This window comes from Bacillus sp. EB106-04-02-XG92 (assembly GCF_058791995.1).
Genome location: NZ_JBYTEA010000001.1, coordinates 615,215 through 641,473, shown reverse-complemented (window position 1 = coordinate 641,473; position 26,259 = coordinate 615,215). Strand labels below are relative to the sequence as shown.

The following is a 26,259-nucleotide window of genomic DNA, read 5'->3' as shown; positions in this document are numbered from 1 at the left end:
GTATGAAGAAACCTGAATTGTTAGTAACGCCAAAAGCAGTGGCGGATATCGAACCTCTTGCGAAAGCAGGAGCAGATGCGGTAATGATCGGTGAGCAAAAGTTTGGTTTACGTTTAGCAGGGGAATTTTTACGTGAAGATGTGAAACAAGCTGTGAAGATTGCACATGAAAATGGTGTAAAAGTATACGTAGCAATGAACGCAATGTTCCACAATGATAAAGTAGAAGAATTAACAGATTATGTTGCATTTTTAAACGAAGTACATGTAGATGCAATTGTTTTCGGAGATCCAGCAGTATTAATGGCGGTTCGCGAAGTAGCGCCAAATATGCAATTGCACTGGAATACAGAAACGACAGCAACAAACTGGTTTACTTGTAACTACTGGGGACAAAGAGGAGCAAAACGTGCTGTATTAGCTCGTGAGCTTAGCTTAGATGAAATTGTTGAATTAAAAGAAAATGCTGAAGTGGAACTTGAAGTGCAAATTCACGGTATGACTTGTATGTTCCAATCGAAGCGTTCATTAGTAGGAAACTACTTTGAATATCAAGGACGTAATCTTGACATTGAAAAGAAAAAATATGAAGAGAATATGTTCTTATATGACCCAGAGCGTAACAACAAATATCCAATTTATGAAGATGAAAATGGTACTCACATTATGAGTCCAAACGATATTTGTTTCATTGATGAGTTAGAAGAGTTAATTGATGCTGAAGTTGATAGCTTAAAAGTTGATGGTGTACTAAAAAGCTCTGCATACATTATTGAGGTAACGAAGAAATATCGTAAAGCAATTGATTTATGTGTAGAAGATCGTGATGCGTATTATGACGTGAAAGACGATTTATATAAAGAGATAGAAGAAATGCAACCAGTAAATCGTCCGTTAGATACGGGATTCTTCTTTAAAGAGACGGTTTACTAAACGAGGAGGGTGTAGGAAATGACTGTACAAGAAATTTCACGAGTGATCGATGGCAAACGCGTTATTGTGAAGAAACCTGAACTGTTAATCCCTGCGGGTAACTTAGAAAAATTAAAAGTAGCTATCCATTACGGGGCAGATGCTGTATATTTAGGTGGACAAGAATTTGGTCTTCGTTCGAATGCAGGTAACTTTACACTGGAAGAAATGGCAGAAGGTGTGGAATTTGCAAAGAAATATGGAGCAAAAATATATGTAACAACAAATATCTTTGCACATAATGAAAATATGGACGGGCTAGAGGAATATTTAAAAGGGATTGAAAAAGCTGGCGTAACGGGAATTATCGTTGCTGATCCGCTTATTATTGAGACGTGTAAACGTGTAGCGCCTTCTGTTGAGGTGCATTTAAGTACACAGCAATCACTATCCAACTGGAAAGCAGCACAGTATTGGAAAGAAGAAGGTTTACATCGTCTTGTATTAGCTCGTGAAGCAAGCTATGAAGAAATGAAAGAAATTAAAGAAAAAGTGGATATTGAAATTGAAGCATTCGTCCATGGTGCAATGTGTATCGCCTATTCAGGAAGATGTACGTTAAGTAACCATATGACGGCGCGTGATTCTAACCGTGGTGGTTGTTGTCAATCGTGTCGCTGGGACTATGATTTAGTTCAAACAGTATCACAACATAAAGATGCAAAAGAGCTTCCTTTATTCCAAGAAGAAGATGCTCACTTTGCAATGAGTCCAAAAGACTTAAATTTAATTTTATCAATTCCGAAAATGATTGAAATTGGAATAGATAGCTTAAAAGTTGAAGGACGTATGAAATCAATTCATTACGTAGCGACTGTAGCGACAGTATATCGTAAAGTAATTGATGCATATTGTGCGGATCCTGATAACTTTGAGTTTAAACAAGAGTGGTTAGATGAGCTTGATAAATGTGCAAATCGTGATACAGCTCCTGCATTCTTTGAAGGGGTTCCAGGACATCAAGAGCAAATGTTTGGAAATCATAGTAAGAAAACAACGTATGATTTCGCTGGTTTAGTGTTAGATTATAATGAAGAAACGGGCATCGTAACGATTGAGCAACGTAATCATTTCAAACCAGGACATGAAGTGGAGTTCTTTGGACCAGAAATAGAAAACTTTACACAAACGGTGGAGAAAATTTGGGATGAGGATGGAAACGAATTAGATGCAGCGAGACATCCGTTGCAAATCGTGAAATTCAAAGTGGATCAACGAGTGTATGTGAATAATATGATGCGCAAAAGCATACTTCAATAAGAAAGAGTGGTAGTCGAATGGGGACGAATAAGCCTGTTGTAATTGGAATTGCTGGTGGTTCGGGATCAGGTAAAACGAGTGTAACGAAAGCGATTTTTGACCATTTTAAAGGTCATTCTATTTTAATCTTGGAGCAAGATTATTATTACAAAGATCAAAGCCATTTACCAATGGAAGAGCGTTTAAAAACAAATTATGATCATCCGCTTGCGTTTGATAATGATCTGTTAATTGAACATTTGCAGCAGTTGCTTGCATATGAGCAAATTGATAAGCCTGTATATGACTATACATTGCATACGCGTTCAGAAGAAATTATTCCAGTTGAGCCGAAAGATGTAATCATTTTAGAAGGAATTCTTATTTTAGAAGACCCACGTCTTTGTGAGTTAATGGACATTAAGTTATTCGTTGATACAGATGCAGATCTTCGTATTTTACGCCGCATGCAGCGTGATATTAAAGAACGCGGTCGTACGATGGATTCAGTTATTGATCAATACGTAAACGTTGTACGTCCAATGCACAATCAATTTATTGAGCCTTCTAAGAAATTTGCGGATATTATTATCCCTGAAGGTGGACAAAACCACGTTGCAATTGATATTATGGTTACAAAAATTGCAACAATTCTTGAACAAAAAGTAAATTTGTAATAGCATAGTAAAAGATATGCGGTAGGAAGGGATTTTTTCCCTTCCTATCGAATACAATGAAACATGCAACCTCATCTATATATAGGTGAGGGCATATTTATATCAACTTTCCATACATATCTTCTTTATATAAAGAAGAATTGGGAATACGGGGTTGTATGTGACAACTCCGCTAGTACAGGCGTGCTAGAAACCTCCGCTCTACATATAAGCGGGGGAGTTTTCATATGGAACTCCTCTTTTTTTTCGGGGGATTGGTATATAAAAGGAGTGGAAAATATGGCAACAGAAAAAACATACCCTATGACGCAAGAGGGTAAGCAAAAGCTAGAGAACGAACTTGAGGATTTAAAAACGGTAAAACGTAAAGAGGTTGTAGAGCGCATTAAGATTGCACGTAGCTTCGGAGATCTTTCTGAGAACTCTGAGTACGATGCAGCAAAAGATGAGCAAGCATTCGTAGAAGGACGTATTACACAATTAGAAAACATGATTCGTAACGCAGTTATCATCACAGATAATGGTGAAGAATCTACAGTTGTTACATTAGGTAAAACAGTAACATTTAAAGAGTTACCAGGTGGAGATGAAGAATCTTACACAATCGTAGGTAGCGCAGAAGCAGACCCATTTGAAGGAAGAATTTCTAACGATTCTCCAATCGCAAAAAGCTTATTAGGTAAGCAAATTGGTGAGAAGGTAGCAATCCAAACTCCAGGTGGAGAAATGCAAGTAGAGATTATCTCTGTAAAATAATTAAAAATCACTCGTATAAAAGCGAGTGATTTTTTTATTTGTATAAAAGATGAAACACTCCGTCCAAACTATAGTAGACGAGGTGTTTTTTGATGAAAATAAACCGGAGAATTATAATTGTTTTAATTTGTTTTATAAGTGTCATGTTTATATTACTTTGTCGTTTAATTCAAATACAAATTATAGATACGGAGTCATTTACGGATCGTAAGATTAATTTAATTGAAAAAAGTGTTACACAACGGACGCAATCCATTACGGTAGATGATGGACGAGGTCATTTTATAGATCGAAACGGTAAGGAAATAGGCGAGAAAAAGTACCCCGTTTTAATTGTTTTTCCATTTCTACAAATAAAAAATGACATGTTAGAGAAAATTGCGCATATCATTGGTGTGTCGAGACAAGAGATTGAAAGTCAAATGAAAGATAAGAAAAGTGCATTTATCATGCGAAGGGGAGATGGACCATTTCGATTGGCACGCGAGCAGATGGAGAAGGTAAATCAATTAAATGTATTAGGTATTGTAGCGGCTGAAGTTCGTTTACAGCAAACTGGCAGGGTGAATCATTTAATTGGCAATGTGGGTGAGAATGAACGAGAATTTCAAAAACGATACGGAGAAGTAAGAAAAATTTCAAAGCAAACGCCAATTGGTATTTCAGGATTGCAACAATCATTTGATGAGTTTCTTTTGACTGATGGAGAGACGAAAGTATTGTATCAGGTGGATCGGCAAGGAGAACCGATTTTTGGAAAACAAGCGAAATATACGTCGCCTGGAAATCCGTTTTACCCAGTTAAGATTCAAACTACTTTACATAACGAGTTACAGCGAAAAGCAGAAGAAGTAGTTGAAGCAAACGAAATAAAGAAGGGGGGATTAGTGTTACTTGATGTAAAGAAAAATGAAATTTTAGCGATGGTCAGCAAACCATCTGTACAGGTGAAAGATGAAAGGCTATATAAAACTACACTTGAAAATCAAATGTTAACACCACATTTTCCTGGTTCTGTTTTTAAAACAATAGTTGCAGCCGCAATGATCGATCAAAATGAAAATGTTTTTAATCGCAGTTTTAATTGTAATAAAGATTTATATGGCGAAGACCACCCACAAGTTATGATGGGGACACTTAGTTTTAAAGAGAGCTTTGCTAGAAGCTGTAATAGGGCATTTTCAGAGTTAGGTAACGAGTTAATACAAAAGGATAAGATGGTGTTAGAAACTTACGTAGCAGCTTTAGGAGCCGCTGATAAGGTTGGATGGAGAGGTTCTGTATTTCATACAACTCATTTTGAGCAAATGCCAGAGGAGAAGAGTGTTACGATTTGGGGGAATGAAGGGAATAAGAATAGTAAAAAAGCGGTAGCACAAACAGCAATTGGGCAGAAAGATGTACGTATGTCACCTCTAGCAATCGCAAATATGATGGCGACAATTGCTAGAGATGGAGAAAAGATGGAAGTGAAAGCTGTTGAAAAGATAATGTATAAAAATGGAACGGACTTTTATACATTTGAAAACCATGCATTAGGTGGAAAACAGCTTCCGTATGAAACAGTGAAAACATTACAACAGTTATTAAGGAGCGTTGTAACAACGGAGAAAGGAACAGGAGCAGCATTCAGGTCGTTACCACTAACTGTCGCTGGAAAATCTGGGACAGCGCAAACAGGAAAAGGGACGAAAGAGAATCGTTGGTTTGCAGGTTACTTTCCATATGAAAATCCAAGATACGCTTTAGTTGTCGTGGATATAGAAACGAATAGCAATGTAAATAAAGTTACACCTATTTTCAAAGCTATCGTAGAATCAATCTATCGATTAGAGAAGGAAAAGTAATCTTGCAATTCATAGTGAAATGTTTTCATTTCATGAAAATATTATTGTAAATGTTCAACCTTTCTAGATTTAATGTTACAATAGCAAGTATGAAAAACTGCATGGAGGTTTGAAGAATGGCAGGAGGATCTAGATTCCAACAGAAACAACAAAAACGTCGTCAAAACGGTGTTTTAAATATTGCAATTGCAATTGTATTAATATTAGTAGCTATTGTATCCTATCAATTGTTTGTTCCTGAAAGAAAAGAAGAAGCGTCTCCTAGTGACAAAAAAGTATCTCAGCAAACAACGAAAGAGAATAAGTCTGAGAAAACTAAGGGCAAAGAAGAGACGAAGAAGAACGAGCAAGAGAAGGCAGAGGCTAAGGCGAAAGAAGAAGAGAAGCTAAAGGCTGAAGAAGAACAGAAAAAAGCTGAGGAAGAAGCGAAAGCTAACGAGAAAGTACCAGCTGAAAAAACACAGCCAAAGGCAACTGACGCTTATACGAAGTCTTCTTGGAAGCCAGTAGGTACAGAGCAAGGTGCAACACCTGCGATGACGTTTAAAAAAGGTACAGCAGATTGGAATGAGATGAACCAAGCAATTTCAGCTGCAATTGACGTTCCAGTAGAGCAATTAGTTATTCATCGAATCGGAAATAACGGTAAAAATAAAGCTTACGGTAACGTACAAGATAAACAATCAGGTAAAAGATATTACGTAAATATTGATTGGGTAGAAAATGAGGGCTGGAAACCAGTACTTGTTCAAACTCTAAACTAAAAAAAGAGAAGCTCCTTAGGAGCTTCTCTTTTTTATTAGCGTAATTTCTTTAATTTAAAATGAACAACTGCGCTATAATACGGTCTTTTACTTTCGGGATCCATAACCATTTGATGTGAGATGTGATGAACTTCAAGCATAAGTGCTTTATTATTATCAATTTGTTCACTAATTTTTCGTTCTAAAGAAGCTAAGTCTCCCGCTTCAAAAAACTCTACTTTATCTTCTAACATTTCAAAGGTAAATGACATGAAGACGGCCCCTCTCCTATGTAATCAACTATAGTGTAACAAAGAAAAGAAGGAAATACCATGTACATTTCAATTGACATTTTTAGAAAGAGGGAATATCATACTGATAAAACCGATAAGAAAAAGGGGGATTTTTATGGGTACAGAATTTAATGGTTTATTTGATGAGTGGGCTCATACGTACGATTCATTTGTACAAGGCGAAGATATACAATATAAAGAAGTTTTCGCCCATTATGAGGACATTCTAGAGGATGTAGTTAACAAGTCATTTGGTAATGTATTAGAATTTGGTGTTGGTACTGGTAATTTAACAAATAAATTATTACTTGCTGGCCGCACAGTTTACGGTATAGAGCCGTCACGTGAAATGCGCATGATTGCAAAAGAGAAATTGCCGCAAGAGTTTTCCATTACAGAAGGTGATTTTCTTTCGTTTGAAGTCCCAAATTCAATTGATACCATTGTAAGCACCTATGCATTTCATCATTTAACAGATGATGAAAAAAATGTAGCGATTGCGAAGTATAGTCAATTACTAAACAAAGGTGGTAAAATAGTGTTTGCTGATACGATATTTGCAGATCAAGATGCATATGATAAAACTGTTGAAGCAGCAAAACAAAGAGGTTTTCACGATTTAGCAAACGATTTGCAAACAGAATACTATACACGTATTCCGGTCATGCAATCTATTTTTGAAAACAATGGCTTCCATGTAACGTTTACGAGATTAAATCATTTCGTTTGGATAATGGAGGCAACTAAGCGATAGAAAGAGGGAATTAGATTGAGAATTGCTGTAATTGGAGCAATGGAAGAAGAAGTACGTATTTTACGTGACAAATTAGAACAAGCAGAAACAGAAACGGTTGCGGGTTGTGAATTTACGAAAGGACAATTAGCAGGACATGAAGTAATCTTGTTAAAGTCTGGTATTGGTAAAGTAAATGCAGCGATGTCAACGACAATTTTATTAGAAAGATATAAGCCTGAAAAAGTAATTAATACTGGTTCAGCTGGTGGCTTCCATCATTCTCTAAATGTTGGAGATGTAGTTATTTCAACAGAAGTTCGTCATCATGACGTAGATGTAACAGCATTTAACTATGAGTATGGTCAAGTACCAGGAATGCCGCCTGGATTCAAGGCTGATGAAGCATTAGTTACATTAGCTGAGAAATGTATGCAAGCTGAAGAAAATATTCAAGTTGTAAAAGGTATGATTGCAACAGGCGATTCATTTATGAGTGATCCGAACCGCGTTGCAGCAATTCGTGATAAATTTGAAGATCTTTATGCAGTAGAAATGGAAGCAGCAGCTGTTGCGCAAGTATGCCACCAATATGAAGTTCCGTTTGTTATTATTCGTGCACTTTCTGATATTGCTGGTAAAGAATCAAATGTTTCATTTGATCAATTTTTAGATCAAGCAGCTCTTCATTCTACAAACTTTATCGTAAAAGTACTAGAAGAGTTAAAGTAATGTAACAAAAAGGCAACTGTCTCATATAAAGAAAATACATACAGTTGCCTTTTCTTTATTGGCAAATAAGGGGGAGAACACGATGAATATATATCGTGGAGTTCATGAATTAATTGGTCATACACCAATTGTAGAAATTACTCGTTTTTCACTTCCAGAAGGGGTCCGTTTATTTGCAAAGCTTGAATTTTATAACCCAGGTGGAAGCGTTAAGGACCGGCTAGGAAGAGAATTAATCGAAGATGCGCTAGAAAAAGGGCTTGTAACACAGGGCGGAACAATTATTGAACCGACTGCGGGGAATACTGGTATTGGACTGGCACTTGCAGCGTTACAACATGATTTACACGTTATCGTTTGTGTACCAGAGAAATTTAGTATTGAAAAACAAGAATTAATGAAAGCGCTAGGCGCAACGGTTGTGCATACACCAACTGAGCAAGGAATGACTGGTGCAATTGCAAAAGCAAAAGAACTAGTGAATGAAATACCGAATTCATACTCTCCAAGTCAGTTTGCGAATGAAGCAAACCCGCGTGCTTATTTCAAAACACTAGGTCCTGAACTGTGGTCGGCACTTAACGGAGAGATTAACATATTCGTTGCAGGAGCAGGAACTGGTGGTACATTCATGGGGACTGCATCTTATTTGAAAGAAAAAAATATAGATATAAAAACGGTTATTGTAGAACCAGAAGGATCCATTTTGAATGGTGGTAAAGCTGGATCGCATGAAACAGAAGGGATTGGCCTGGAATTTATCCCGCCATTTTTGAAAACATCTTATTTTGATGACATTCATACAATTTCTGATCGAAATGCTTTTTTAAGAGTGAAGGAATTAGCGCAAAAAGAAGGACTGCTCGTTGGCAGCTCTTCAGGAGCAGCATTTCATGCAAGTTTGCTTGAGGCTGAGAAAGCGGCGCCAGGTACAAATATTGTAACGATTTTTCCTGATAGTAGTGAGCGCTATTTAAGTAAAGACATATACAAAGGATGGGAATAAAAAATGAGAGCAAAGACAAAGTTAATTCATGGTATTCGCATAGGAGAACCTTCAACTGGATCTGTAAATGTACCGATTTATCAAACAAGTACGTACAAACAAGAAGCAGTTGGTAAGCATCAAGGATATGAATATTCACGTACAGGCAACCCAACACGTGCAGCTTTAGAAGAAATGATTGCTGTATTAGAAAACGGTCATGCTGGTTTTGCATTTGGTTCAGGAATGGCTGCTATTACAGCTACAATTATGCTGTTCTCAAAAGGTGACCACGTTATTTTAACAGATGATGTGTATGGCGGAACGTACCGAGTTATCACGAAAGTATTAAACCGCTTCGGTATTGAGCATACATTTGTAGATACAACAAACTTAGAGGAAGTTGTAGAAGCAATTCGTCCAAACACGAAAGCGATTTACGTGGAAACACCAACGAACCCATTACTGAAAATTACTGATATTAAGAAAATATCTACTCTTGCTAAAGAGAAAGATTTATTAACAATTATTGATAACACATTCATGACGCCATATTGGCAGTCGCCGATTTCTTTAGGAGCAGACATTGTACTCCATAGTGCAACGAAATATTTAGGAGGTCATAGTGACGTAGTTGCAGGTCTAGTAGTTGTAAATAGCCCGCAATTAGCAGAAGACCTTCACTTTGTACAAAATTCAACAGGAGGCATTCTTGGCCCACAAGATAGCTTCTTACTACTTCGTGGTTTAAAAACATTAGGAATTCGAATGGAAGAGCATGAAACGAATTCACGCGCTATTGCTGAGTTTTTAAATAACCATCCAAAAGTAAATAAAGTATATTACCCAGGCCTTGCATCACATCCAAACCATGAACTTGCAACAGAACAAGCAAATGGATTTGGTGCTATTATCTCATTTGATGTAGATAGTGAAGAAACATTAAATAAAGTACTTGAGAAATTACAATACTTTACACTTGCTGAAAGTTTAGGAGCAGTAGAAAGTTTAATTTCTATTCCATCTCAAATGACACATGCATCAATCCCAGCAGATCGTCGTAAAGAGTTAGGAATTACAGATACATTAATTCGAATTTCTGTCGGTATTGAAGACGGTGAAGATTTAATTGAAGATTTAGCACAAGCGCTAGCATAGTAAAAATGCACTGCTAATATAGAGCAGTGCGTTTTTATTACACTATTTTTGTGAAAGTTTTCACAAAATAGACATACACAAATGAAATGATTTCATGTATATTGAATTCATGAAGTGTTACTCACGAACAAACTTGTGAAATATTTCACAAACAATGAAGTTCATGTAGGAAAGCAACTCTATTTTTTTTGCGCTAATCGGGACTTGTGATGACCTATAGGGTCTTATTTAGTCCAAGATAGCAGAATAGGAGGAATTTACATGGTAGTCAAAGAGAAAGTTGTAAATGAAATGCAGGAAGTAAAAGAGATGATTGATACGTTAGTGAATAACGGTCGGAAGGCTTTACAAGCATTAGAAAGTTTTACACAAGAGCAAATTGACAACATTGTTCATGAAATGGCATTAGCGGGTGTTGATCAACATATGCTACTTGCAAAGTTGGCTGTTGAAGAAACAGGGCGTGGTGTATACGAAGATAAATGCATTAAAAATATTTTTGCTACTGAATATATTTGGCATAGCATAAAGAAAGATAAAACAGTAGGGATTATTCACGAAGATCCTCATGAAGAAATAATAGAAATTGCGGAACCAGTCGGTGTAGTAGCTGGGGTAACGCCAGTAACGAATCCAACATCAACAACGATGTTTAAAGCATTAATCGCGATAAAAACGAGAAATCCAATTATTTTCGCATTTCATCCTTCCGCACAAAAATGTTCCATTGCAGCGGCGAAAACAGTATATGATGCAGCAGTGAAGGCGGGAGCACCAAAACATTGTATTCAGTGGATTGAAAAACCTTCTGTCGAAGCAACGAAACAATTAATGAATCATGAAGGAGTTGCACTTGTTTTGGCAACTGGAGGGGCTGGTATGGTGAAATCGGCTTATTCTACTGGGAAACCAGCGCTAGGTGTAGGCCCTGGTAATGTACCATGCTACATAGAGAAATCGGCGCATGTAAAAAGAGCAGTTAATGATTTAATTTTATCAAAAACATTTGATAACGGTATGATTTGTGCATCTGAGCAAGCAATCATTGTAGATAAGGAAATTTACGATGATGTGAAAACAGAAATGATTGCAAACAATTGTTACTTTGTAACAGAAGAAGAGAGAAGGCAATTAGAAAAGCTTGTTATTAACGAAAATACATGTGCAGTAAATAGTGATATTGTTGGGAAATCAGCACAGTATATTGCCGAATTAGTTGGGATTACTGTACCTGAAAATACAAAAATGCTTGTAGCTGAAATACAAGGTATCGGAGCAGCGTATCCACTATCTCGTGAGAAACTGAGCCCAGTATTAGCTTGTGTAAAAGCGAATTCCTTAGAAGAAGGATTTGCATATTGCGAAGAAATGTTAAATCTCGGTGGTTTAGGACATTCAGCAGTCATCCATTCTGTAAATAAAGCAGTGCAAAAGCAATTTGGGTTACGTATGAAAGCTTGCCGCCTTATTGTAAATGCTCCTTCATCACAAGGTGGAATCGGTGACATATATAATGGATTTATTCCATCACTTACGCTTGGTTGCGGCTCGTATGGGAAAAATTCAGTTTCTCAAAACGTAACAGCGACGCATTTATTAAATATAAAAAGGTTGGCAAATAGAAAAAAGAATATGCAGTGGTTCAAATTACCACCAAAAATTTATTTTGAAAAACATGCGACAGCATATTTAGCAAATATGCCTAACATTTCACGAGCATTTATTGTAACGGATCCAGGAATGGTTGAGCATGGATATGTAGATACGGTTACGCATTATTTACGTAAACATGTAAATGATGTGAAAGTGGAAGTTTTCTTTGAGGTTGAGCCGGACCCATCAGATGAAACTGTGTTTAAAGGTGCGGAAATGATGAGAAGTTTTAAGCCAGATGTAATTATTGCACTTGGTGGGGGTTCAGCGATGGATGCAGCCAAAGGGATGTGGCTTTTCTATGAGCATCCAGAAACAACATTCTATGGAATCAAACAGAAATTTTTAGATATAAGAAAACGTACATGTAAATATCCGGAATTAGGAAGTAAGGCACAGTTTGTTGCCATTCCAACAACATCAGGAACAGGATCAGAAGTGACACCATTTGCGGTAATTACAGATAAGGAAAATAATATAAAGTATCCACTTGCAGATTATGAATTAACGCCAGATGTAGCAATTGTTGATCCGCAATTTGTAATGACAGTACCACCACATGTAACAGCAGACACTGGGATGGACGTACTAACGCATGCAATTGAAGCGTATGTGTCTGTTCTGGCAAATGACTATACAGATGGATTAGCATTAAAGGCCATCGATCTCGTATTTAAATATTTACCAAGAGCGTTTAAAGATGGAAATGACGAAGAAGCACGAGAAAAAATGCATAATGCTTCTGCAATCGCAGGGATGGCATTTGCCAATGCCTTTCTAGGTATCAATCACAGTTTAGCACATAAAATTGGACCAGAATTCCATATTCCGCATGGTCGTGCGAATGCAATCCTTATGCCGCACGTAGTTCGCTATAATGCTATTAAGCCAAGAAAACACGCATTGTTCCCAAAATATGAGCACTTTGTAGCTGATGAACGCTATGCACATATTGCGAGAATGCTCGGGCTCCCAGCAAGTTCGGCGGCAGAAGGTGTGGAATCACTCGTCCAAGCAATTATTGAACTTGGAAAAAGCTTAAATATTAATATGAGTATTGCAGGACAAGGAGTAGATAAAGACCAATTTGAAGAGGTTGTTGGATTATTAGCAGAAAGAGCTTTTGAAGATCAATGTACAACAGCTAATCCAAAACTCCCTCTCATTTCAGAGCTGAAAGAAATTTATATGAAAGCATATAAAGGTGAGTAATGGTTATGAAAGAGCCGCCATAAAGCGGCTCTTTTTCTTTTGGAAAACATCTCCCAGAATGGCTGTATTTACTTGTCTTTAAGTGTAATAGAATATGATACAGTGAAATGGAGGAGTGAGAATATAATGAAAGAATTACAAGAAAAAATAGAAGATTATACTCGTTTCGGACAAGTTCTTCTCGCTGTAAGTACATTGTTAATGGTTGGCTTATTGATTCCGAATGAAGCAAAAGAAGCAATACAACCTTTTGTTATGATGGGGAGCATCGTTATATTTTTAAGTTTATCTTTCTTTTTCTTTCAGCGTGTGAAAGTAATGCGAGACGAGTTAGAGGGAAACGAATGTGAATAATATAGGTAAATAAAGCGTTACAAAAAGAAGGGATCTTTTTGTAACGCTTTTTGTTTTTTTCTAGAAAATGTATGCGGTTTATATTGACAATGATAATCCTTATCAATTAAAGTAGAGTAGTAGTTAATGATTATCATTATCAGTTAGAGGTGGAAGAATGAAAAAATCTATTACGCTATTCACAGCGATTTTATCTATTTTTTTCTTATTAATAGGTTGCAGTGCAAAAGGAGACGAAAAAGCATCTGCAACAAAAACAGAGAAAGGAGAAGAGAAAATAGAAGTTACCGACCTGTCAGGAAGAAAGGTAACGTTCGATAAAGTACCAGAGACTTTTGCGACATTAAGTATGGGAGATATGAATATTATTCATGCGTTAGGCGGGAAAATAGTAGGTCGTCCGGATGCAAAAATAACTCTTCCAGAGGATATAAAGAAAGTACAAGTAATCGGGAATGCACATCAACCGAATTTTGAGCAAATTGCTAGCTTAAAGCCGGATGTACTTATTGCTAACAATGGGTTCCAAAAGAATGTTCCAACGGTTGAAGGACAAGGAACGAAAGTAATGATTTCTTCTGCGAATTCCGTACAAGATATTCAAAAGAATATTGAACTATATGGAACGATAATGAAGAAAGAAGATAAAGCAAAAGAACTTAACCAAAAAATTGCGGATCAAATGAAGACATATGAGAAAAAGAGTGATGTGAAAGCATTGCTAGTGTATGGAGCACCGGGTACTTATTTAGCGGCATTACCAACATCTTTATCAGGTGATATTTTAGAAAAAACAGGTGGAAAAAATATTGCAGCTAATTTTCCAGAAATGAAGGAATATCCGCAATATGCGCAGCTAAGTGTAGAACGTATTATTGAGGCGAATCCAGATGTGATTTATTTAATTACACATGGAGATCCAAATAGCGTTAAAAAGGCATTTGAAGGCGAAATGATGAAAAATGAAGCGTGGAAAAATTTAGATGCAGTAAAACAAAATCGTGTAGTTATTTTGCCACCAGATTTATTCGGATCAAATCCTGGAACAAAAGTTACAGAAGCGATGGACTTTATGTATAAAAGTATACAAGATGTAAGGAAATGATAAGTATGGATAGTAGTGAAGTAGTAAGGGAAAAGGAACATCCTTTTGCGAAAAAAAGGTGGATAATAGCAGTTACATTAGTTGTATTAACGATTCTAGGTCTTTTTTACGGTCTTTTCGCAGGAAGCCTATCCTTTTCTTTACGAGATATTCTAACGGGGATACAAGATGAAGATTCGACAGTTCATCGAATTGTATGGGACCTTCGTATACCGAGAGTGCTCGTTGGATTTATAGTAGGAACATGTTTAGCTGCATCTGGTGCACTGCTGCAAGGGGTTATGAGAAATCCTCTTGCAGACCCTGGTATTATCGGCGTTTCATCTGGTGCAGGACTTGTAGCAATTGTAATTATGATTTTATTTCCTCAGCATATGGCTTTCTTACCACTCGGGGCATTTTTAGGGGCTTTCATAACGGCGATGGTCATTTATGCTTTATCATGGCAAAAAGGGGCACCACCTTCAAGAATTGTCTTAGTAGGTGTGTCAATCAATGCATTAATTGGTGCAGCAACGTCAGCGCTAATGTTATTACATAGTGACAAAGTGCAATCCGTGTTACCGTGGTTAGCGGGCGGCATTGGTGGTGTAAGCTGGGCACATTTAAACATGATTGTTTATTATGCAATATTCGCTATTATATTAGCCTTCTTTGGTATTAAGCATATTCGAGTATTAATGCTAGGAGATGAAATGGCGAAGTTATTAGGTCATAACGTGGAGAGAAGCCGGTTTTATTTAATAGTAGTAAGTACGTTACTAGCTGGAATTGCAGTTAGTGTTTCTGGTCTTATTGGATTTGTCGGTCTTGTCGTACCACATATGTTACGTTTATTAGTTGGAAATGACTATAAATATTTACTGCCATTATCATGCCTTGGCGGAGGGATATTACTTGTTTTCGCGGATGCGATAGCCCGAAGTTGGTTCGATCCAATTGAATTGCCTGTTGGTATTCTATTATCCTTCTTAGGCGGCCCGTTCTTCTTATATTTAATTCATAGGGGAGGAAAACAGCGTGATTTCCGTTAACAAAGTGTTTTACGCACATTCTGAAAGATTTCAAATGCAAAACATGAATGTACATATTAAAGCTGGAGAGGTCGTTAGTTTAATTGGGCCGAATGGATCGGGGAAATCTACTTTGCTTCGTTTAATGGCAAGACTACTTAAACAAAGCGAAGGGGATATCATTTTAGATGGAAAAAGTATTCATACGATGAAAAGTGCCGATGTAGCGAAGCAATTAGCGATGTTACCACAAATGCATGATCATCAATTAGATTTAACAGTGAAAGAGTTAATTGAATTTGGAAGAGGTCCTCATAAATCATGGAGAGGTCACTTAAATAAAGAAGATAAAGAAATTGTTGATTGGGCATTGTCTGTTACAAATCTTGAAGGGTATGAATATCGTCTTTTACAATCTTTATCAGGAGGAGAAAGACAACGGGCCTGGATTGCAATGACGTTAGCACAACGTACAAATGTCTTATTATTGGATGAGCCAACAACCTTTTTAGATATCGTGCATCAGTTGGAAGTAATGGAACTTGTGAAACGGTTAAACGAGGAGTTTGGTATGACAATTATAATGGTTTTACATGATATTAACCAAGCGGCTCAATATAGTGATCGTTTACTCGTATTAAAGCGAGGGAAGCTTCAGTATGACGGTATACCAGAAGAAGTGTTATGTCATGAAATGTTTCAACGTGTGTTCGGCATCGAGGTAGATATTTTTCAAGGAAGCGACAAGCCATTTTTTACACCGAAACGAATTTCTAAAGGAGGAGAAGCAAGATGCGAACAGAAGAATGTATTACCACTGAGTTAGTAAGGGAATTTGTTATGGCAGCTCACGGAGATTTAGAAAAAGTACAAGAACTGTTGGCTGAATCGCCAAGCTTACTTCATGCCTCTTACAATTGGGGAGGATCAGATTGGGAAAGTGCGTTAGGAGCAGCGGCACATGTAGGTCGTAAAGATATTGCTCTTTATTTATTAGAAAAGGGCGCTCGAATGGATATTTTCGCGGCGGCTATGCTTGGTGAATTAGAAGTTGTACAAGCTATTTTAGTAGCACAACCAGAAGCATTACGTGCATCTGGTCCACATGGTATTTCCCTTCTTCAGCATGCACGAATGGGTGGAGAAAAAGCACAGCGTGTATTTGAGTATTTAACAGTGCTCTCTTAATGACCGCAAAAGTTCTTATGTGCGGTAAACTTTTCACTTTCATATAATTGAAAAGTTTACCGCCCGTTAGAACGGGATAAGTATCTAGTATAATTGAAAATCCTACACCCCCCTCAATTGTAGTTTTCTTTATGCTAGTTATGATATGGATGCAGTAGACAACATTTGTCTACTGTCTTTTTTTAATTCTTTCGAGATTGAATATTCTGTATTTAGTCTTTGGTTCCTTTATAATAGATAGTAACATTTAGTATATATCCAAAACATGATCGTGTAGGTAAGTACAAATTCGTGGGAAGGAGTGTAGAGATGTTTCATACAGATCGTTTACAAGTTCGCAAATATACGATGGATGATTTACAGTTCTACGCCTCACTATGGGGAAATGAGAAGGTAATGCGATATATTGGAAATGGGACGTTAAAAACATATATGCAATGTAAAAAAAGTTTGGAGGAGTGGGTGATTCCTAGCTATAAAAACGGTCTCGGTTTATTTGTATTGATTGAAAAGGAAACGGGAATACGAATTGGTCATGCAGGATTAGTAAAGCAGCAAATAGATGGAAAAGAGGAAATTGAAATTGGTTATTGGTTATTACCTCAGTATTGGGGAAAAGGGTATGCGAAAGAAGCTGCGGCAGCATTTCGAGACTATGGCTTCCAAGCGTTACGAATGAATAAATTAATTTCTCTTATTAATCCAGACCACCCCGCCTCAATATTTGTTGCTAGAAAAACAGGACTTAGTTATGAGAAAACAACTTCATTTCATGGGATGGATGTTCTCGTTTATTCCATTAAGCGTGTTGGATGAAAAAAGGTAAATTGCATCTTTTGAAGAATGGTATATAAAAATAAAGGAGGGATTACATGTATATTTATCATAATGGACTTATTATTCGCGAGGGAACGAATGGTGTACCTGCATATGCAATTAAAACCTTATTCGAAGATGCCGGTTGGAGCAATGATAATATCCCTTCTTGGCAAATTGAAAAATTTACGATAGCATTTGAAAATTCAACATGGGCATTTACGATATGGGATGAGGAAGAGATGGTTGCGATGGTTAGGGTCATTTCTGATGGAATCATGGTCGCGAACATAGTAAATTTAGTTGTGAAATATGAATATAGAGGGAAGGGATTAGGCAAGAAACTTGTCGCTCTTTGTTTGCAAAAATTGCCGCATGGCGACTGGTTTGCACATACGTCCGCGAGTAATTTTGATTTTTATAGAAGTTGTGGTTTTGAGGTGAGAGAGCTATCGAGAAATGGAACATGTGCGTATTATGGGTATCAAATAGCAAAAAAAGATGGGCATCGATAAAGAGAAAAAGTAGCATGGAAAAAGCTCGATATTTTAATAATATAAACTGAATTGAGGCTCATTTTATGATAAAATAAAAGAAAATTCTGTTTATTATTAGGGGGATAAAAATGAGTATAAAAATTGGGGATGTATTTAAATACGAAAGACGATTTACTGAAGAAGAGGTTTTTGAATTTGCAAATATTACAGGAGATAAAGGCAGACATCATATGGAATATGATGAAAATGGACGTTTAATGGTTCATGGTTTATTGACTGCTAGCATTGGAACGAAAGTAGGCGAAGAATTACATTACATAGCAAGAGAATTAGTAAGTGAGTTTATTAGACCAGTTTTTACAGGAGATACGATCACTTGTGAATTAACTTTAACAAATATTGAACAGATGGAAGGGTACAAAAAGGTTTCAATCGAGTCAGTTTATCGCAATCAAGACGAAAAAACTGTACTAGTTGGGACAAGCTATGGAGTTATAAGGGGATAAAAAAGAAGCCTGATTTGCAGGCTTCTTTTTTATTTAATAAACACGTTTTCGATTTTCTGCATGACTAGAGATGAGTAATAATGCAGTTTCTTCCCCTATATTACGAACGATATGAGGAACACATGCATTCCAGGAGAAAGAATCACCTTCTTCTACAATTGCAATATCTTCTCCATGTTGAACTTCTAGTTTTCCGCGTAATACAAGGTGACACTCTTCCCCTTCATGGGCATTTGGTGTGTTTTCTTTTGGAAACCCAGCAGGAATTTCTACGAGATTTAGGCGAAGGCCACCTTGTTCTGCCACATGTTCAATTCTCTGTTCATCTTTTCCGTATACACTGTATTTACGCTCTACCTTTTTGACAACTTTCAGTCGATCTTTTTGTTCTAATAATAAATAGGGAAGGGGAACGTTTAAAAAATTGGAGATCGTTTCTAAAGTTGAGATAGATGGTGAGGTTTTATTATTTTCAACTTGGCTCATAAATCCTTTAGAAAGACCTGTTCCCTCACAAATTTGTGCGATTGTTATGCCTCTACGTTGACGAATTTCACGTATTGCAGAACCAATATTCATAAAATCAAGCTCCTTTTTTGTAAACAACTATTTGTATCATAGCAAAAAAAATATATTTTTTCCCAGTGAAAATGAATTGACGAATAAAAAAAATTAGTGTATGTTTTGTAATGTAAATAAAAGTTTTGTATAAGAAAACTATAAAGGAGAGAAAGAAATGAATCAACATATCGGTAACTTAATTATTCGTATCGTGTTAGGGGTAACGTTCTTTATGCACGGTTTAACAAAATTCCAATCGGGGATTGACAATATTGCAGGGTGGTTCACAAGCATTGGTTTACCAGGAGGACTTGCATACGGTGTAGCAACAGCGGAAGTAGTTGGTGGTCTATTATTAATTCTAGGTTTAGGTGTAAGATATATTGGATTATTATTCGCACTTGTTATGGTTGGCGCAATTGTAAAAGTAAAATGGTCAGCTGGTTTATTAGGAGATGGGAAAAATCCTGGCTTCGAATTAGAGCTTGCATTGTTAGCGATGGGTGCGTACTTATTTGTTGCGAAAGCAGACGGTTTTGTAGATAATTTCATCAAAGAGAAAATGTCAAAGAAGAACTAAATTACATGGGGGGCTAACAAGATGAGTTTTCAACTTCATCCCGACACAACACTTGATGTTGTTCATTTATATGTATCAAATATAAAGAAATCACTAGAGTTTTATACAGAAGTACTAAGTATGAAAGTATTAAAACAAGATGAAATGGCCGTTACATTTGGTAATGAAAATAACGAACCACTCCTTATCATTGAAGAAAAGAAAGAAGCTTTACCAAAACAAAGAGGGAGAACGGGGTTATATCATTACGCAATGTTATTACCGAGCAGACAAGATTTAGCGAATATCCTTCGTCATCTTGTAGAAATGGTGTATCCACTGCACGGCGGAGCCGATCATTACTTTAGTGAGGCCCTTTATTTAGCTGATCCAGATGGAAACGGGATTGAAATTTATCATGATCGCCAAAAAGAAGTTTGGCGTAATGAGAATGGAGAACTACCATTTGTTAGTAACCCGTTAGCTGGTGAAGAATTATTACAGCAAGGAAGTGCATGGAATGGTTTCCCAGCTGGTACTGTGATGGGGCATGTTCATTTCCATGTAGCTGATTTAGAAGAAGCGAAACGTTTCTATGTGGATGGTCTTGGTTTTGAAGTAACAATCCCAGCTCGCAATGGAGCGCTCTTTGTATCAGCAGGCGGCTATCATCACCATATCGGTTTAAATACGTGGCAAGGTGAAGGGATACCACCGCAAATGCCAAATTCCGTTGGATTGAAATATTTCACAATTGTACTAGCGGATGAAAAACAAAAAGAGCAAGTATGTAAAAGCTTAAAAAATATTGGCAAGATTGCTACGTACAAAGATGGAATATTACAAGTAGAGGATCCATTTGGACATTGTATCCATTTCAAAATAAAAGGAGAAGCCTAATAAAGGCTTCTCTTTTTTACTTTCTTATAATGGCTTTTTCATTTTGGACAAATAGTTCATCAAATTGCTTCGCAAGCTCAAAATCGAGTTTCGTTAAACCTTTTGCATTCCAAGATGACAAAGTAATAATGACTGCTTTATACTGGATAAGGATAAATGGGTGGTGATTATGTTCTTCTGATAGTTTGGCGGCTTCAGAGACAAATTCGACTCCTTTTAAGTAGTCGGAAAACATATATTTTCTTTCAATCCATTTTTCATCTTTTACTACCCATTTATCTAAGTTCAATAATTCTTCTTGAACTTCTTCTTCAGTTAATCGTAGCATCATTTTTCACATCCTTTACTGGAAGTAGCGTAAGACCATTGTTAATAAGACGTGTTACAGCTTCATCCGTTGTGAAAGTAGAAAGTTGTTGTAATAATGCTGCTGATGTTTCGTGCCCTTTGTTATGTTCTAAAAGCAATTCTAATATTTCAAGGCGAAGTAACCATTCTTTCGTATAGAATTTATTTAATACCTCTTGAATTGCTACTAATTGCTCGATATGCGCGTCGTGTAAAATACCTTCATTTCGGATATCGCGAACTGTTTGATACATACGTTCAAGTTCATTCAGTACAAGTGGAGCAGGAATTTCTTGGATTTCTTCATCCATTGGGAAAAATGCTGCAGCATCTGCGGCACCTGGGAATACCGAAGTAATTGTTGAACCAACAGCCATATCAAATGCGCCCCATGAAGCATCAAATAAAATGCGGTCGTTATAAGTAACTGTACAATTGATAAAGGAAATAAGAGCGATTTTATTATCGTTTTTTACAATATCTGTTACTGTTCCTTTTACATGAATACCACTTTCAAAAGTAAACTCAGCAATATTTCCAATTGTAATTCCTAATACTTGTAGTTGTTCATCTGTACAATTTTCTAATGCAATATTTTCAGTGAGTAATCCAATCGGTGTTCCAAAGCCGTCACTGTGTACAGCCGTAGAATGATTCGCTAACTGTTTATTGTGAATGGCTAATGCTGTTGGCGAACTTGTTCGCATATAAATCAATTCACCCGCATCGTTTTCAATTGTCTCGGTAAATGTACCTGTAATTTGTAATCCGCTATTTAATTCAGCAGTTGCATGATTTTCAGAGCGAATTGCTTTTTCTAATCCTTCTTTACCACCTGTTTTAAAGGCCATCGTTTCAGAGAATTTCTCAAGTGCTTCTGTTAATTCTTCAAATGATTCGCAAACAAATAGTTGTGGTTGCATTTTTGTTACGTCATAAGTTGTACTTGTGCATGCCTCTATAGAGAATGGAACCTTTTCTACAGCGTCTGTTAAGCAATGTTTGCTTTCGCCAACAGAAGAAAGGAGACCAGCACCATATATTTTTGGAGCATCTATATTTCCGATTAATCCATATTCTACTGTCCACCAGAAAAGACGTGAAATTTGTTCTGCTTCTGATAAGCCAGAAACTAACTTTTGTTTTTCAAGTACATTATTTTCAGCAACTGTAACTTCATCAGGAGTAGAAGTAGGGCTTTCTTTTACAATTGTTAATGTACGAACAGCTTCGAATGCATCATGTTCTTCTTTTGTAGAGAAAGCTTTTGCACCAATTTGTCCAAATCGTTTCACATATTTTGCATATGTAGGATCAAGTAAAATAGGTGCGTGTCCTGCAGCTTCGTGTACAATATCTGGAGCAGGTGTATACTCGATGTTTTCTACTTTGCGAATATCTGTTGCGATTGGTAATAATCCGTGTCCTTGAAAATCGAAGAAGGCTACGCCAGGAATAAGCCCGTCAATCGTTACAGCACCCCAGCCGCTTGGTGCTAAACACTCATTCATTTCTTCTACCTTTGGAATTGCATCTATATTAATACCAGATGATTGTAATCCGTTCACATAGGCTGGATGAGCAACGTCTTTTAAGAAACTATGATTTTGTCTCATAATGTAACGCCACACAGCGTGATTCACCGGTGTGTATTGATCATAATGCTGTGTGGATACGAATGGTTTTAAATGCGATGGAATTTCTGTTTTCTTTGTCATTTAGACATCCTCCTTTTTTTAAATAAAATTAAGTATCGGTTTCGTATAGCTTGTATCACCCCCTTTCAAAATTGTAAGCGCTTATAAAATTTTATCATAAGATTCGGAATTATTTAACATTTGTTTCTGTGAGAAATAGAAAAATCCCCTATCGGAAAATCCGATAGGGGCGAAAGCATCGCGGTACCACCCTATTTGTAAGTGAAAATATACTTACATCTCAATTAATGATAACGGAAAAACTCCGTCTTTTCCTTCATGCCTATAAGCACTACGAAAAAGAAGCTCCAGAATTGTAATTCATACTTATATATGTGCTAATTTCCACCGACCATTAGCTCTCTGTAACAGGGATATAAGATACTACTGCGATTCTTTCAATGCGTATATTATGAAATTATGTAAAAGGATGGACGCAAAAAAGTCCCTATCGGAAAATCCGATAGGGACGATAAAAATCGCGGTACCACCCTATTTGTAAACAAGTAATTGTTTACCACTCACTTTAGGATAACGGAAAGATCCGTCTTTCTCTTCATGCATAAAAAGCATTACGGGAAAGAAGCTCCAGAATTGTAATTCACGCTTGTATATGTACTGATTTGCACCAACCATCAGTTCTCTGAGACAGGGATATAAGTCGCTACTAGTATTCCTTCAAAGCCGATATATAATTCGTTCAACTAAACTATGTTTTGTATTATAAAACTATATTTAAAAAATTGTCAACAATAATTTTTTATTTCACATCTAAATCAACATTTAAATTAGATGTATTTCCAGCTGCATCTGTTGCTACAATGTGAATTGTATTTTTAGCTTCTTGTAATTGAGTACGATCTAAATAAATGTCATAGCTTTTCTCCCAAGGGTTTAGGAATGCCTGTTCCCATACACCATTTCCGTTGATTTCATACTGTAGTCTCACTGGAATTCCAGGTGCTACCCAACCAGATTCTGTCATCCAATCTAGTAAGATATCATCCACTTTTCCTGTGATTACAAGGTTTTCTTGGTCAACTTCGTATGTTAACTTAGGTGCAGTTCTATCAAGAAATACAGCAGCTGTTTGTTTTGTTTCCCCACCAGAATTAGAGGCAACTGCTTCGATTTGGTATAGACCGTCAGCTAACGGAGTACCATCTGCTTTTGTACCATTCCATTTGAAAGGTTTGTATCCAGCTTTTTCATTTTTAGCTTGATGGATAATCCCTTGGTACGTTACACGTTCTTTTGTAACTAAATTTGCATGCAATGTTACATCATCCACAGGTGCAACTAAATAGTAGTTGATGAGATTATCGTCTAATATTTGGTCACCATTTGGACTAAACGTAGAATTAATAATTTCGAGCCCATCTATACGTTTGTAATCTTTAGGATCGATACTAAATGTAAATGGAATGCGAGTTTCTTCCTTCTTACCTTGTTCTTTTACATACACATTCCCAGTATAGACACTTTGGGGTAGCGAACTATCGACAGTGATAGTAAATGGTTTTTCTGTACTACTATTCGGCTGTATGCTAATCGATGAAGGTACAGAAGTTTTTACTTTTGTTTTTGTGTTTGTATCTAGCAATTCCACACGAGTTGAAAAACTTTTCTTTTTACTAGATAGATTTTGTAACGTAATATTTTGCGTCAGTTTTACTTTACCACTGTTTGGCTTAATAAGACCGAAGCTCACATTGTTAGGTTTGACTAATACATCTGTTTGAGCTGCTTTCGGGATGTTAATTAAACCAGATCCTTGTGTCATAATAGGATATGTATTTTCATTCACATCTTTTAAAGTTTTTGCGGTATTGGCAAGGGATGCTTTTAATTGCTCTGTCGTCCAATCAGGATGCATTTGACGCAAGAGGGCAACCGCTCCAGCTACTTGAGGCGCAGCCATACTGGTTCCGTTGTGAGATTCATAGCCACCTCTCGGTACTGTACTCGTAATTTGTACGCCAGGTGCAATTATATCTGGTTTTATAAGCCAACTTCCTTGTGACGGTCCTCTAGAACTAAAGTTAGCAATCAGTTCAGTTGGATTTGGTTGGCCAATGTTTATATTTTTCTTACGTTTTGTAATTAAGTTTTTTAATTCTTCACCATTTGCATTTGATAATTGCATAACAGGAAGAGCTAGATTTTCACGCATAAAATATTCTGGCATAATATTGGTTTCTTTTTCTGTAGAAATTAATAGTACACCAACTGCACCAGCTTGTTTCGCTTGTTCTGCTTTTACTAACGTACTAGAAGTACCTTGTAAAACAAGTGCAAATTTCCCTTTCACATCTTGTTTTGCATAATCACTTGGATTACCATAGCCAACGTATACAAGAGGGGAATCATTTCCTATTGGGAAATCGGACTTTGATAACGGTAACCCTTGATATGTTTTGCTGGAACCAGCTACTTGGAACGTTGGAAACGGGATAGAAACAGTAGATGCTCCAACTGATATAACGCTGCTTGCATTTCCAGGTGCATCAACAGACCAAGGGTGTGGGCCATCATTTCCATTTGAAACAACTGCAGTAACCCCAAGTTTTGCTGCACGTTCTAATGTTAATGTTACAGGTTGATCAGGTGTATTTAAGCTTTGTCCAAGAGATAAATTTAAAACGTCAGCACCGTCTTGGATTGCTCGTTCAATACCTTGAATAATATCTTCAGTTGTACCAGTTCCACCATCATTCATTACACGATAGGCTAGAATAGAAGCATTTGGAGCAACGCCTTTAATTTTTCCGTTACCAGCAATAATTCCAGCTACATGAGTACCATGTACGTTACCATCCATTGGATCGTTATCTTCATCAACTGTGTCATATCCACCGATATAATTTGCTTTTAAGTCAGGATGTGTATAGTCTACACCAGAGTCGATAATCGCTACTTTCATACCTTTTCCATCAAGCGGTTTGCCAGATGGGTCTTTTAAATTCCATGCTTCAGTTGCACCAATTGTCGGTCCGCCGATATTTGGTGCTTCTTCATTAGTAGTGCTTTTTGATGTTTCATGTAATTTATATGTTAAGTTCGGGTAGACTGCTTTTATTTCGGGTAAAGAAGCAAGAGCGGTAATTTGATCTCCAGGAACTGAAATAGAGAATCCAGAAAATAATGTATTATACACTTCTTTAATTTTTGCACCAAGTGCTTTTTCTTTTATTTTCTTAGTCGTATCTTCTTGTGCTTTTTTAAGCTCGGCATGATAAGACTGTGCATTATTATTTTGTAAATCTGGAGCATGCTGAATGTTACTTTGTGAAGCGAGCGGAGCATGTTGCAATTCTACAATGACTGAAATTTCTTTTGATGTTTTTGTTTCAACATTTTGCGCGATTTTGTTTTCTCCTCATTGCTCAATATTGGCCTTTAACTGTGGACTAAATTGCTTCTCCTTTTGCAGCGATTCAGCATGTGCGCTTAAAGCTCCAAAACTGGAAAAGACGAGCGCCATACTTAATAGTGTAGATGTAGTTTTTTTCATTGAAACTCCCCCTAATAAAAAAGTGCTAATATTCCGAAAAATAATCTTACAAATTTCTCTCGAATTACATAATCGGATGTTAGCTAAAATATATTTTCGACATAATTCATACCAATCCTCTATGAATTTAAAATTTCCTGGGAAATTTTTTCTGATTATGTCGAATAGGTATGTTTTACATATTGTAGGTGGACATTGAGGA

25 protein-coding genes, 1 pseudogene and 2 other annotated features are annotated in these 26,259 nt (G+C 36.8%); of the genes and pseudogenes, 21 read left to right on the top strand and 5 right to left on the bottom strand.

The annotated features are described in order from the left end of the window. The first annotated feature begins 2 nt into the window (after nucleotides 1–2). The 6 genes from AC3WVA_RS03405 to AC3WVA_RS03380 all read left to right on the top strand — a co-directional run bounded on the left by AC3WVA_RS03405 (nucleotide 3) and on the right by AC3WVA_RS03380 (nucleotide 6,254). On the top strand, nucleotides 3–932 hold the full coding sequence (locus AC3WVA_RS03405; protein ID WP_098345264.1) for a peptidase U32 family protein: 930 nt from the start codon (nucleotides 3–5) through the stop codon (nucleotides 930–932). An 18-nt stretch (nucleotides 933–950) separates the two neighbouring features. Beyond that, nucleotides 951–2,231, top strand: coding sequence for a peptidase U32 family protein (locus tag AC3WVA_RS03400; RefSeq protein WP_000217970.1), 1,281 nt, complete (start codon nucleotides 951–953; stop codon nucleotides 2,229–2,231). A gap of 17 nt (nucleotides 2,232–2,248) precedes the next feature. Then, nucleotides 2,249–2,887, top strand: a complete 639-nt coding sequence (udk, locus tag AC3WVA_RS03395) for a uridine kinase (RefSeq protein ID WP_000537078.1) — start codon at nucleotides 2,249–2,251, stop codon at nucleotides 2,885–2,887. 279 nt (nucleotides 2,888–3,166) lie between these two features. After that, complete coding sequence (gene greA / locus AC3WVA_RS03390) at nucleotides 3,167–3,643, top strand: transcription elongation factor GreA (RefSeq protein ID WP_000179964.1); 477 nt, start codon at nucleotides 3,167–3,169, stop codon at nucleotides 3,641–3,643. A 92-nt stretch (nucleotides 3,644–3,735) separates the two neighbouring features. Next, the gene (locus AC3WVA_RS03385) at nucleotides 3,736–5,490 is read left to right on the top strand and encodes a peptidoglycan D,D-transpeptidase FtsI family protein (RefSeq protein ID WP_098345265.1); all 1,755 of its coding nucleotides are present in this window, start codon (nucleotides 3,736–3,738) and stop codon (nucleotides 5,488–5,490) included. Nucleotides 5,491–5,606: 116 nt separating this feature from the next. Further along, nucleotides 5,607–6,254, top strand: coding sequence for a YrrS family protein (locus tag AC3WVA_RS03380; protein ID WP_098345266.1), 648 nt, complete (start codon nucleotides 5,607–5,609; stop codon nucleotides 6,252–6,254). 35 nt (nucleotides 6,255–6,289) lie between these two features. Here AC3WVA_RS03380 and AC3WVA_RS03375 read toward each other — a convergent pair whose 3' ends face one another. Further along, on the bottom strand, nucleotides 6,290–6,505 hold the full coding sequence (locus AC3WVA_RS03375; protein WP_000010984.1) for a YrzA family protein: 216 nt from the start codon (nucleotides 6,503–6,505) through the stop codon (nucleotides 6,290–6,292). A 136-nt stretch (nucleotides 6,506–6,641) separates the two neighbouring features. Here AC3WVA_RS03375 and AC3WVA_RS03370 point away from each other — a divergent pair, with 136 nt between their 5' ends. The 13 genes from AC3WVA_RS03370 to AC3WVA_RS03310 all read left to right on the top strand — a co-directional run bounded on the left by AC3WVA_RS03370 (nucleotide 6,642) and on the right by AC3WVA_RS03310 (nucleotide 18,478). Further along, the gene (locus tag AC3WVA_RS03370; RefSeq protein ID WP_048531330.1) at nucleotides 6,642–7,280 is read left to right on the top strand and encodes a class I SAM-dependent methyltransferase; all 639 of its coding nucleotides are present in this window, start codon (nucleotides 6,642–6,644) and stop codon (nucleotides 7,278–7,280) included. A 15-nt stretch (nucleotides 7,281–7,295) separates the two neighbouring features. Then, a complete protein-coding gene (gene mtnN, locus AC3WVA_RS03365) occupies nucleotides 7,296–7,991 on the top strand; it encodes a 5'-methylthioadenosine/S-adenosylhomocysteine nucleosidase (RefSeq protein ID WP_048531328.1) in 696 nt (231 codons plus the stop codon). Between the two features lie 82 nt (nucleotides 7,992–8,073). Further along, entirely contained in the window at nucleotides 8,074–8,997 is a 924-nt protein-coding gene (locus tag AC3WVA_RS03360) for an O-acetylserine dependent cystathionine beta-synthase (protein ID WP_048531326.1), read from the top strand. Nucleotides 8,998–9,000: 3 nt separating this feature from the next. Then, the gene (locus AC3WVA_RS03355) at nucleotides 9,001–10,134 is read left to right on the top strand and encodes a bifunctional cystathionine gamma-lyase/homocysteine desulfhydrase (protein ID WP_048531325.1); all 1,134 of its coding nucleotides are present in this window, start codon (nucleotides 9,001–9,003) and stop codon (nucleotides 10,132–10,134) included. A gap of 261 nt (nucleotides 10,135–10,395) precedes the next feature. Next, complete coding sequence (adhE, locus tag AC3WVA_RS03350) at nucleotides 10,396–12,999, top strand: bifunctional acetaldehyde-CoA/alcohol dehydrogenase (protein WP_098345267.1); 2,604 nt, start codon at nucleotides 10,396–10,398, stop codon at nucleotides 12,997–12,999. A gap of 126 nt (nucleotides 13,000–13,125) precedes the next feature. Then, nucleotides 13,126–13,353, top strand: coding sequence for a YrhC family protein (locus tag AC3WVA_RS03345; protein WP_048531321.1), 228 nt, complete (start codon nucleotides 13,126–13,128; stop codon nucleotides 13,351–13,353). Between the two features lie 157 nt (nucleotides 13,354–13,510). Then, complete coding sequence (locus AC3WVA_RS03340; protein ID WP_492321781.1) at nucleotides 13,511–14,458, top strand: helical backbone metal receptor; 948 nt, start codon at nucleotides 13,511–13,513, stop codon at nucleotides 14,456–14,458. Nucleotides 14,459–14,463: 5 nt separating this feature from the next. Beyond that, the gene (locus AC3WVA_RS03335) at nucleotides 14,464–15,492 is read left to right on the top strand and encodes a FecCD family ABC transporter permease (RefSeq protein ID WP_071757236.1); all 1,029 of its coding nucleotides are present in this window, start codon (nucleotides 14,464–14,466) and stop codon (nucleotides 15,490–15,492) included. Then, nucleotides 15,479–16,297 (top strand): ABC transporter ATP-binding protein, encoded by an 819-nt coding sequence (locus AC3WVA_RS03330; protein WP_048531317.1) that lies wholly within the window; start codon nucleotides 15,479–15,481, stop codon nucleotides 16,295–16,297. The genes AC3WVA_RS03335 and AC3WVA_RS03330 overlap by 14 nt, the downstream gene beginning before the upstream one ends. After that, nucleotides 16,264–16,659, top strand: coding sequence for an ankyrin repeat domain-containing protein (locus AC3WVA_RS03325; protein WP_001258431.1), 396 nt, complete (start codon nucleotides 16,264–16,266; stop codon nucleotides 16,657–16,659). The genes AC3WVA_RS03330 and AC3WVA_RS03325 overlap by 34 nt, the downstream gene beginning before the upstream one ends. A gap of 309 nt (nucleotides 16,660–16,968) precedes the next feature. Next, nucleotides 16,969–17,475 carry a GNAT family N-acetyltransferase gene (locus AC3WVA_RS03320; protein ID WP_048531315.1) on the top strand — a complete coding sequence of 169 codons (507 nt, stop codon included), beginning with the start codon at nucleotides 16,969–16,971 and terminating at the stop codon, nucleotides 17,473–17,475. A 56-nt stretch (nucleotides 17,476–17,531) separates the two neighbouring features. Further along, on the top strand, nucleotides 17,532–17,990 hold the full coding sequence (locus tag AC3WVA_RS03315) for a GNAT family N-acetyltransferase (protein ID WP_048531313.1): 459 nt from the start codon (nucleotides 17,532–17,534) through the stop codon (nucleotides 17,988–17,990). A 110-nt stretch (nucleotides 17,991–18,100) separates the two neighbouring features. Beyond that, nucleotides 18,101–18,478 carry a hotdog family protein gene (locus tag AC3WVA_RS03310; RefSeq protein WP_048531311.1) on the top strand — a complete coding sequence of 126 codons (378 nt, stop codon included), beginning with the start codon at nucleotides 18,101–18,103 and terminating at the stop codon, nucleotides 18,476–18,478. A gap of 33 nt (nucleotides 18,479–18,511) precedes the next feature. Here AC3WVA_RS03310 and AC3WVA_RS03305 read toward each other — a convergent pair whose 3' ends face one another. Then, nucleotides 18,512–19,057: a helix-turn-helix domain-containing protein gene (locus AC3WVA_RS03305; RefSeq protein ID WP_001020700.1), complete on the bottom strand. Its 546-nt coding sequence runs from the start codon at nucleotides 19,055–19,057 to the stop codon at nucleotides 18,512–18,514. A 157-nt stretch (nucleotides 19,058–19,214) separates the two neighbouring features. Between AC3WVA_RS03305 and AC3WVA_RS03300 the strand changes: the two genes are divergently transcribed. Further along, on the top strand, nucleotides 19,215–19,619 hold the full coding sequence (locus AC3WVA_RS03300; RefSeq protein WP_048531309.1) for a DoxX family protein: 405 nt from the start codon (nucleotides 19,215–19,217) through the stop codon (nucleotides 19,617–19,619). 21 nt (nucleotides 19,620–19,640) lie between these two features. Beyond that, nucleotides 19,641–20,498 carry a VOC family protein gene (locus tag AC3WVA_RS03295; protein WP_098345269.1) on the top strand — a complete coding sequence of 286 codons (858 nt, stop codon included), beginning with the start codon at nucleotides 19,641–19,643 and terminating at the stop codon, nucleotides 20,496–20,498. 16 nt (nucleotides 20,499–20,514) lie between these two features. Here the strand turns inward: AC3WVA_RS03295 and AC3WVA_RS03290 are convergent, their stop codons facing one another. The 3 genes and pseudogenes from AC3WVA_RS03290 to AC3WVA_RS03280 form a co-directional block, all read right to left on the bottom strand. After that, complete coding sequence (locus AC3WVA_RS03290) at nucleotides 20,515–20,829, bottom strand: 4a-hydroxytetrahydrobiopterin dehydratase (RefSeq protein ID WP_098345270.1); 315 nt, start codon at nucleotides 20,827–20,829, stop codon at nucleotides 20,515–20,517. Further along, nucleotides 20,810–22,564, bottom strand: a complete 1,755-nt coding sequence (locus tag AC3WVA_RS03285) for an aromatic amino acid hydroxylase (protein ID WP_098345271.1) — start codon at nucleotides 22,562–22,564, stop codon at nucleotides 20,810–20,812. Before AC3WVA_RS03285 ends, AC3WVA_RS03290 begins: the two co-directional genes overlap by 20 nt. A gap of 162 nt (nucleotides 22,565–22,726) precedes the next feature. Beyond that, nucleotides 22,727–22,954 (bottom strand) — a binding site (T-box leader). Nucleotides 22,955–23,005: 51 nt separating this feature from the next. After that, nucleotides 23,006–23,234, bottom strand: a binding site (T-box leader). Between the two features lie 69 nt (nucleotides 23,235–23,303). Then, nucleotides 23,304–26,057 (bottom strand): annotated as a pseudogene (locus AC3WVA_RS03280) (S8 family serine peptidase). Between the last annotated feature and the right edge of the window lie 202 nt (nucleotides 26,058–26,259).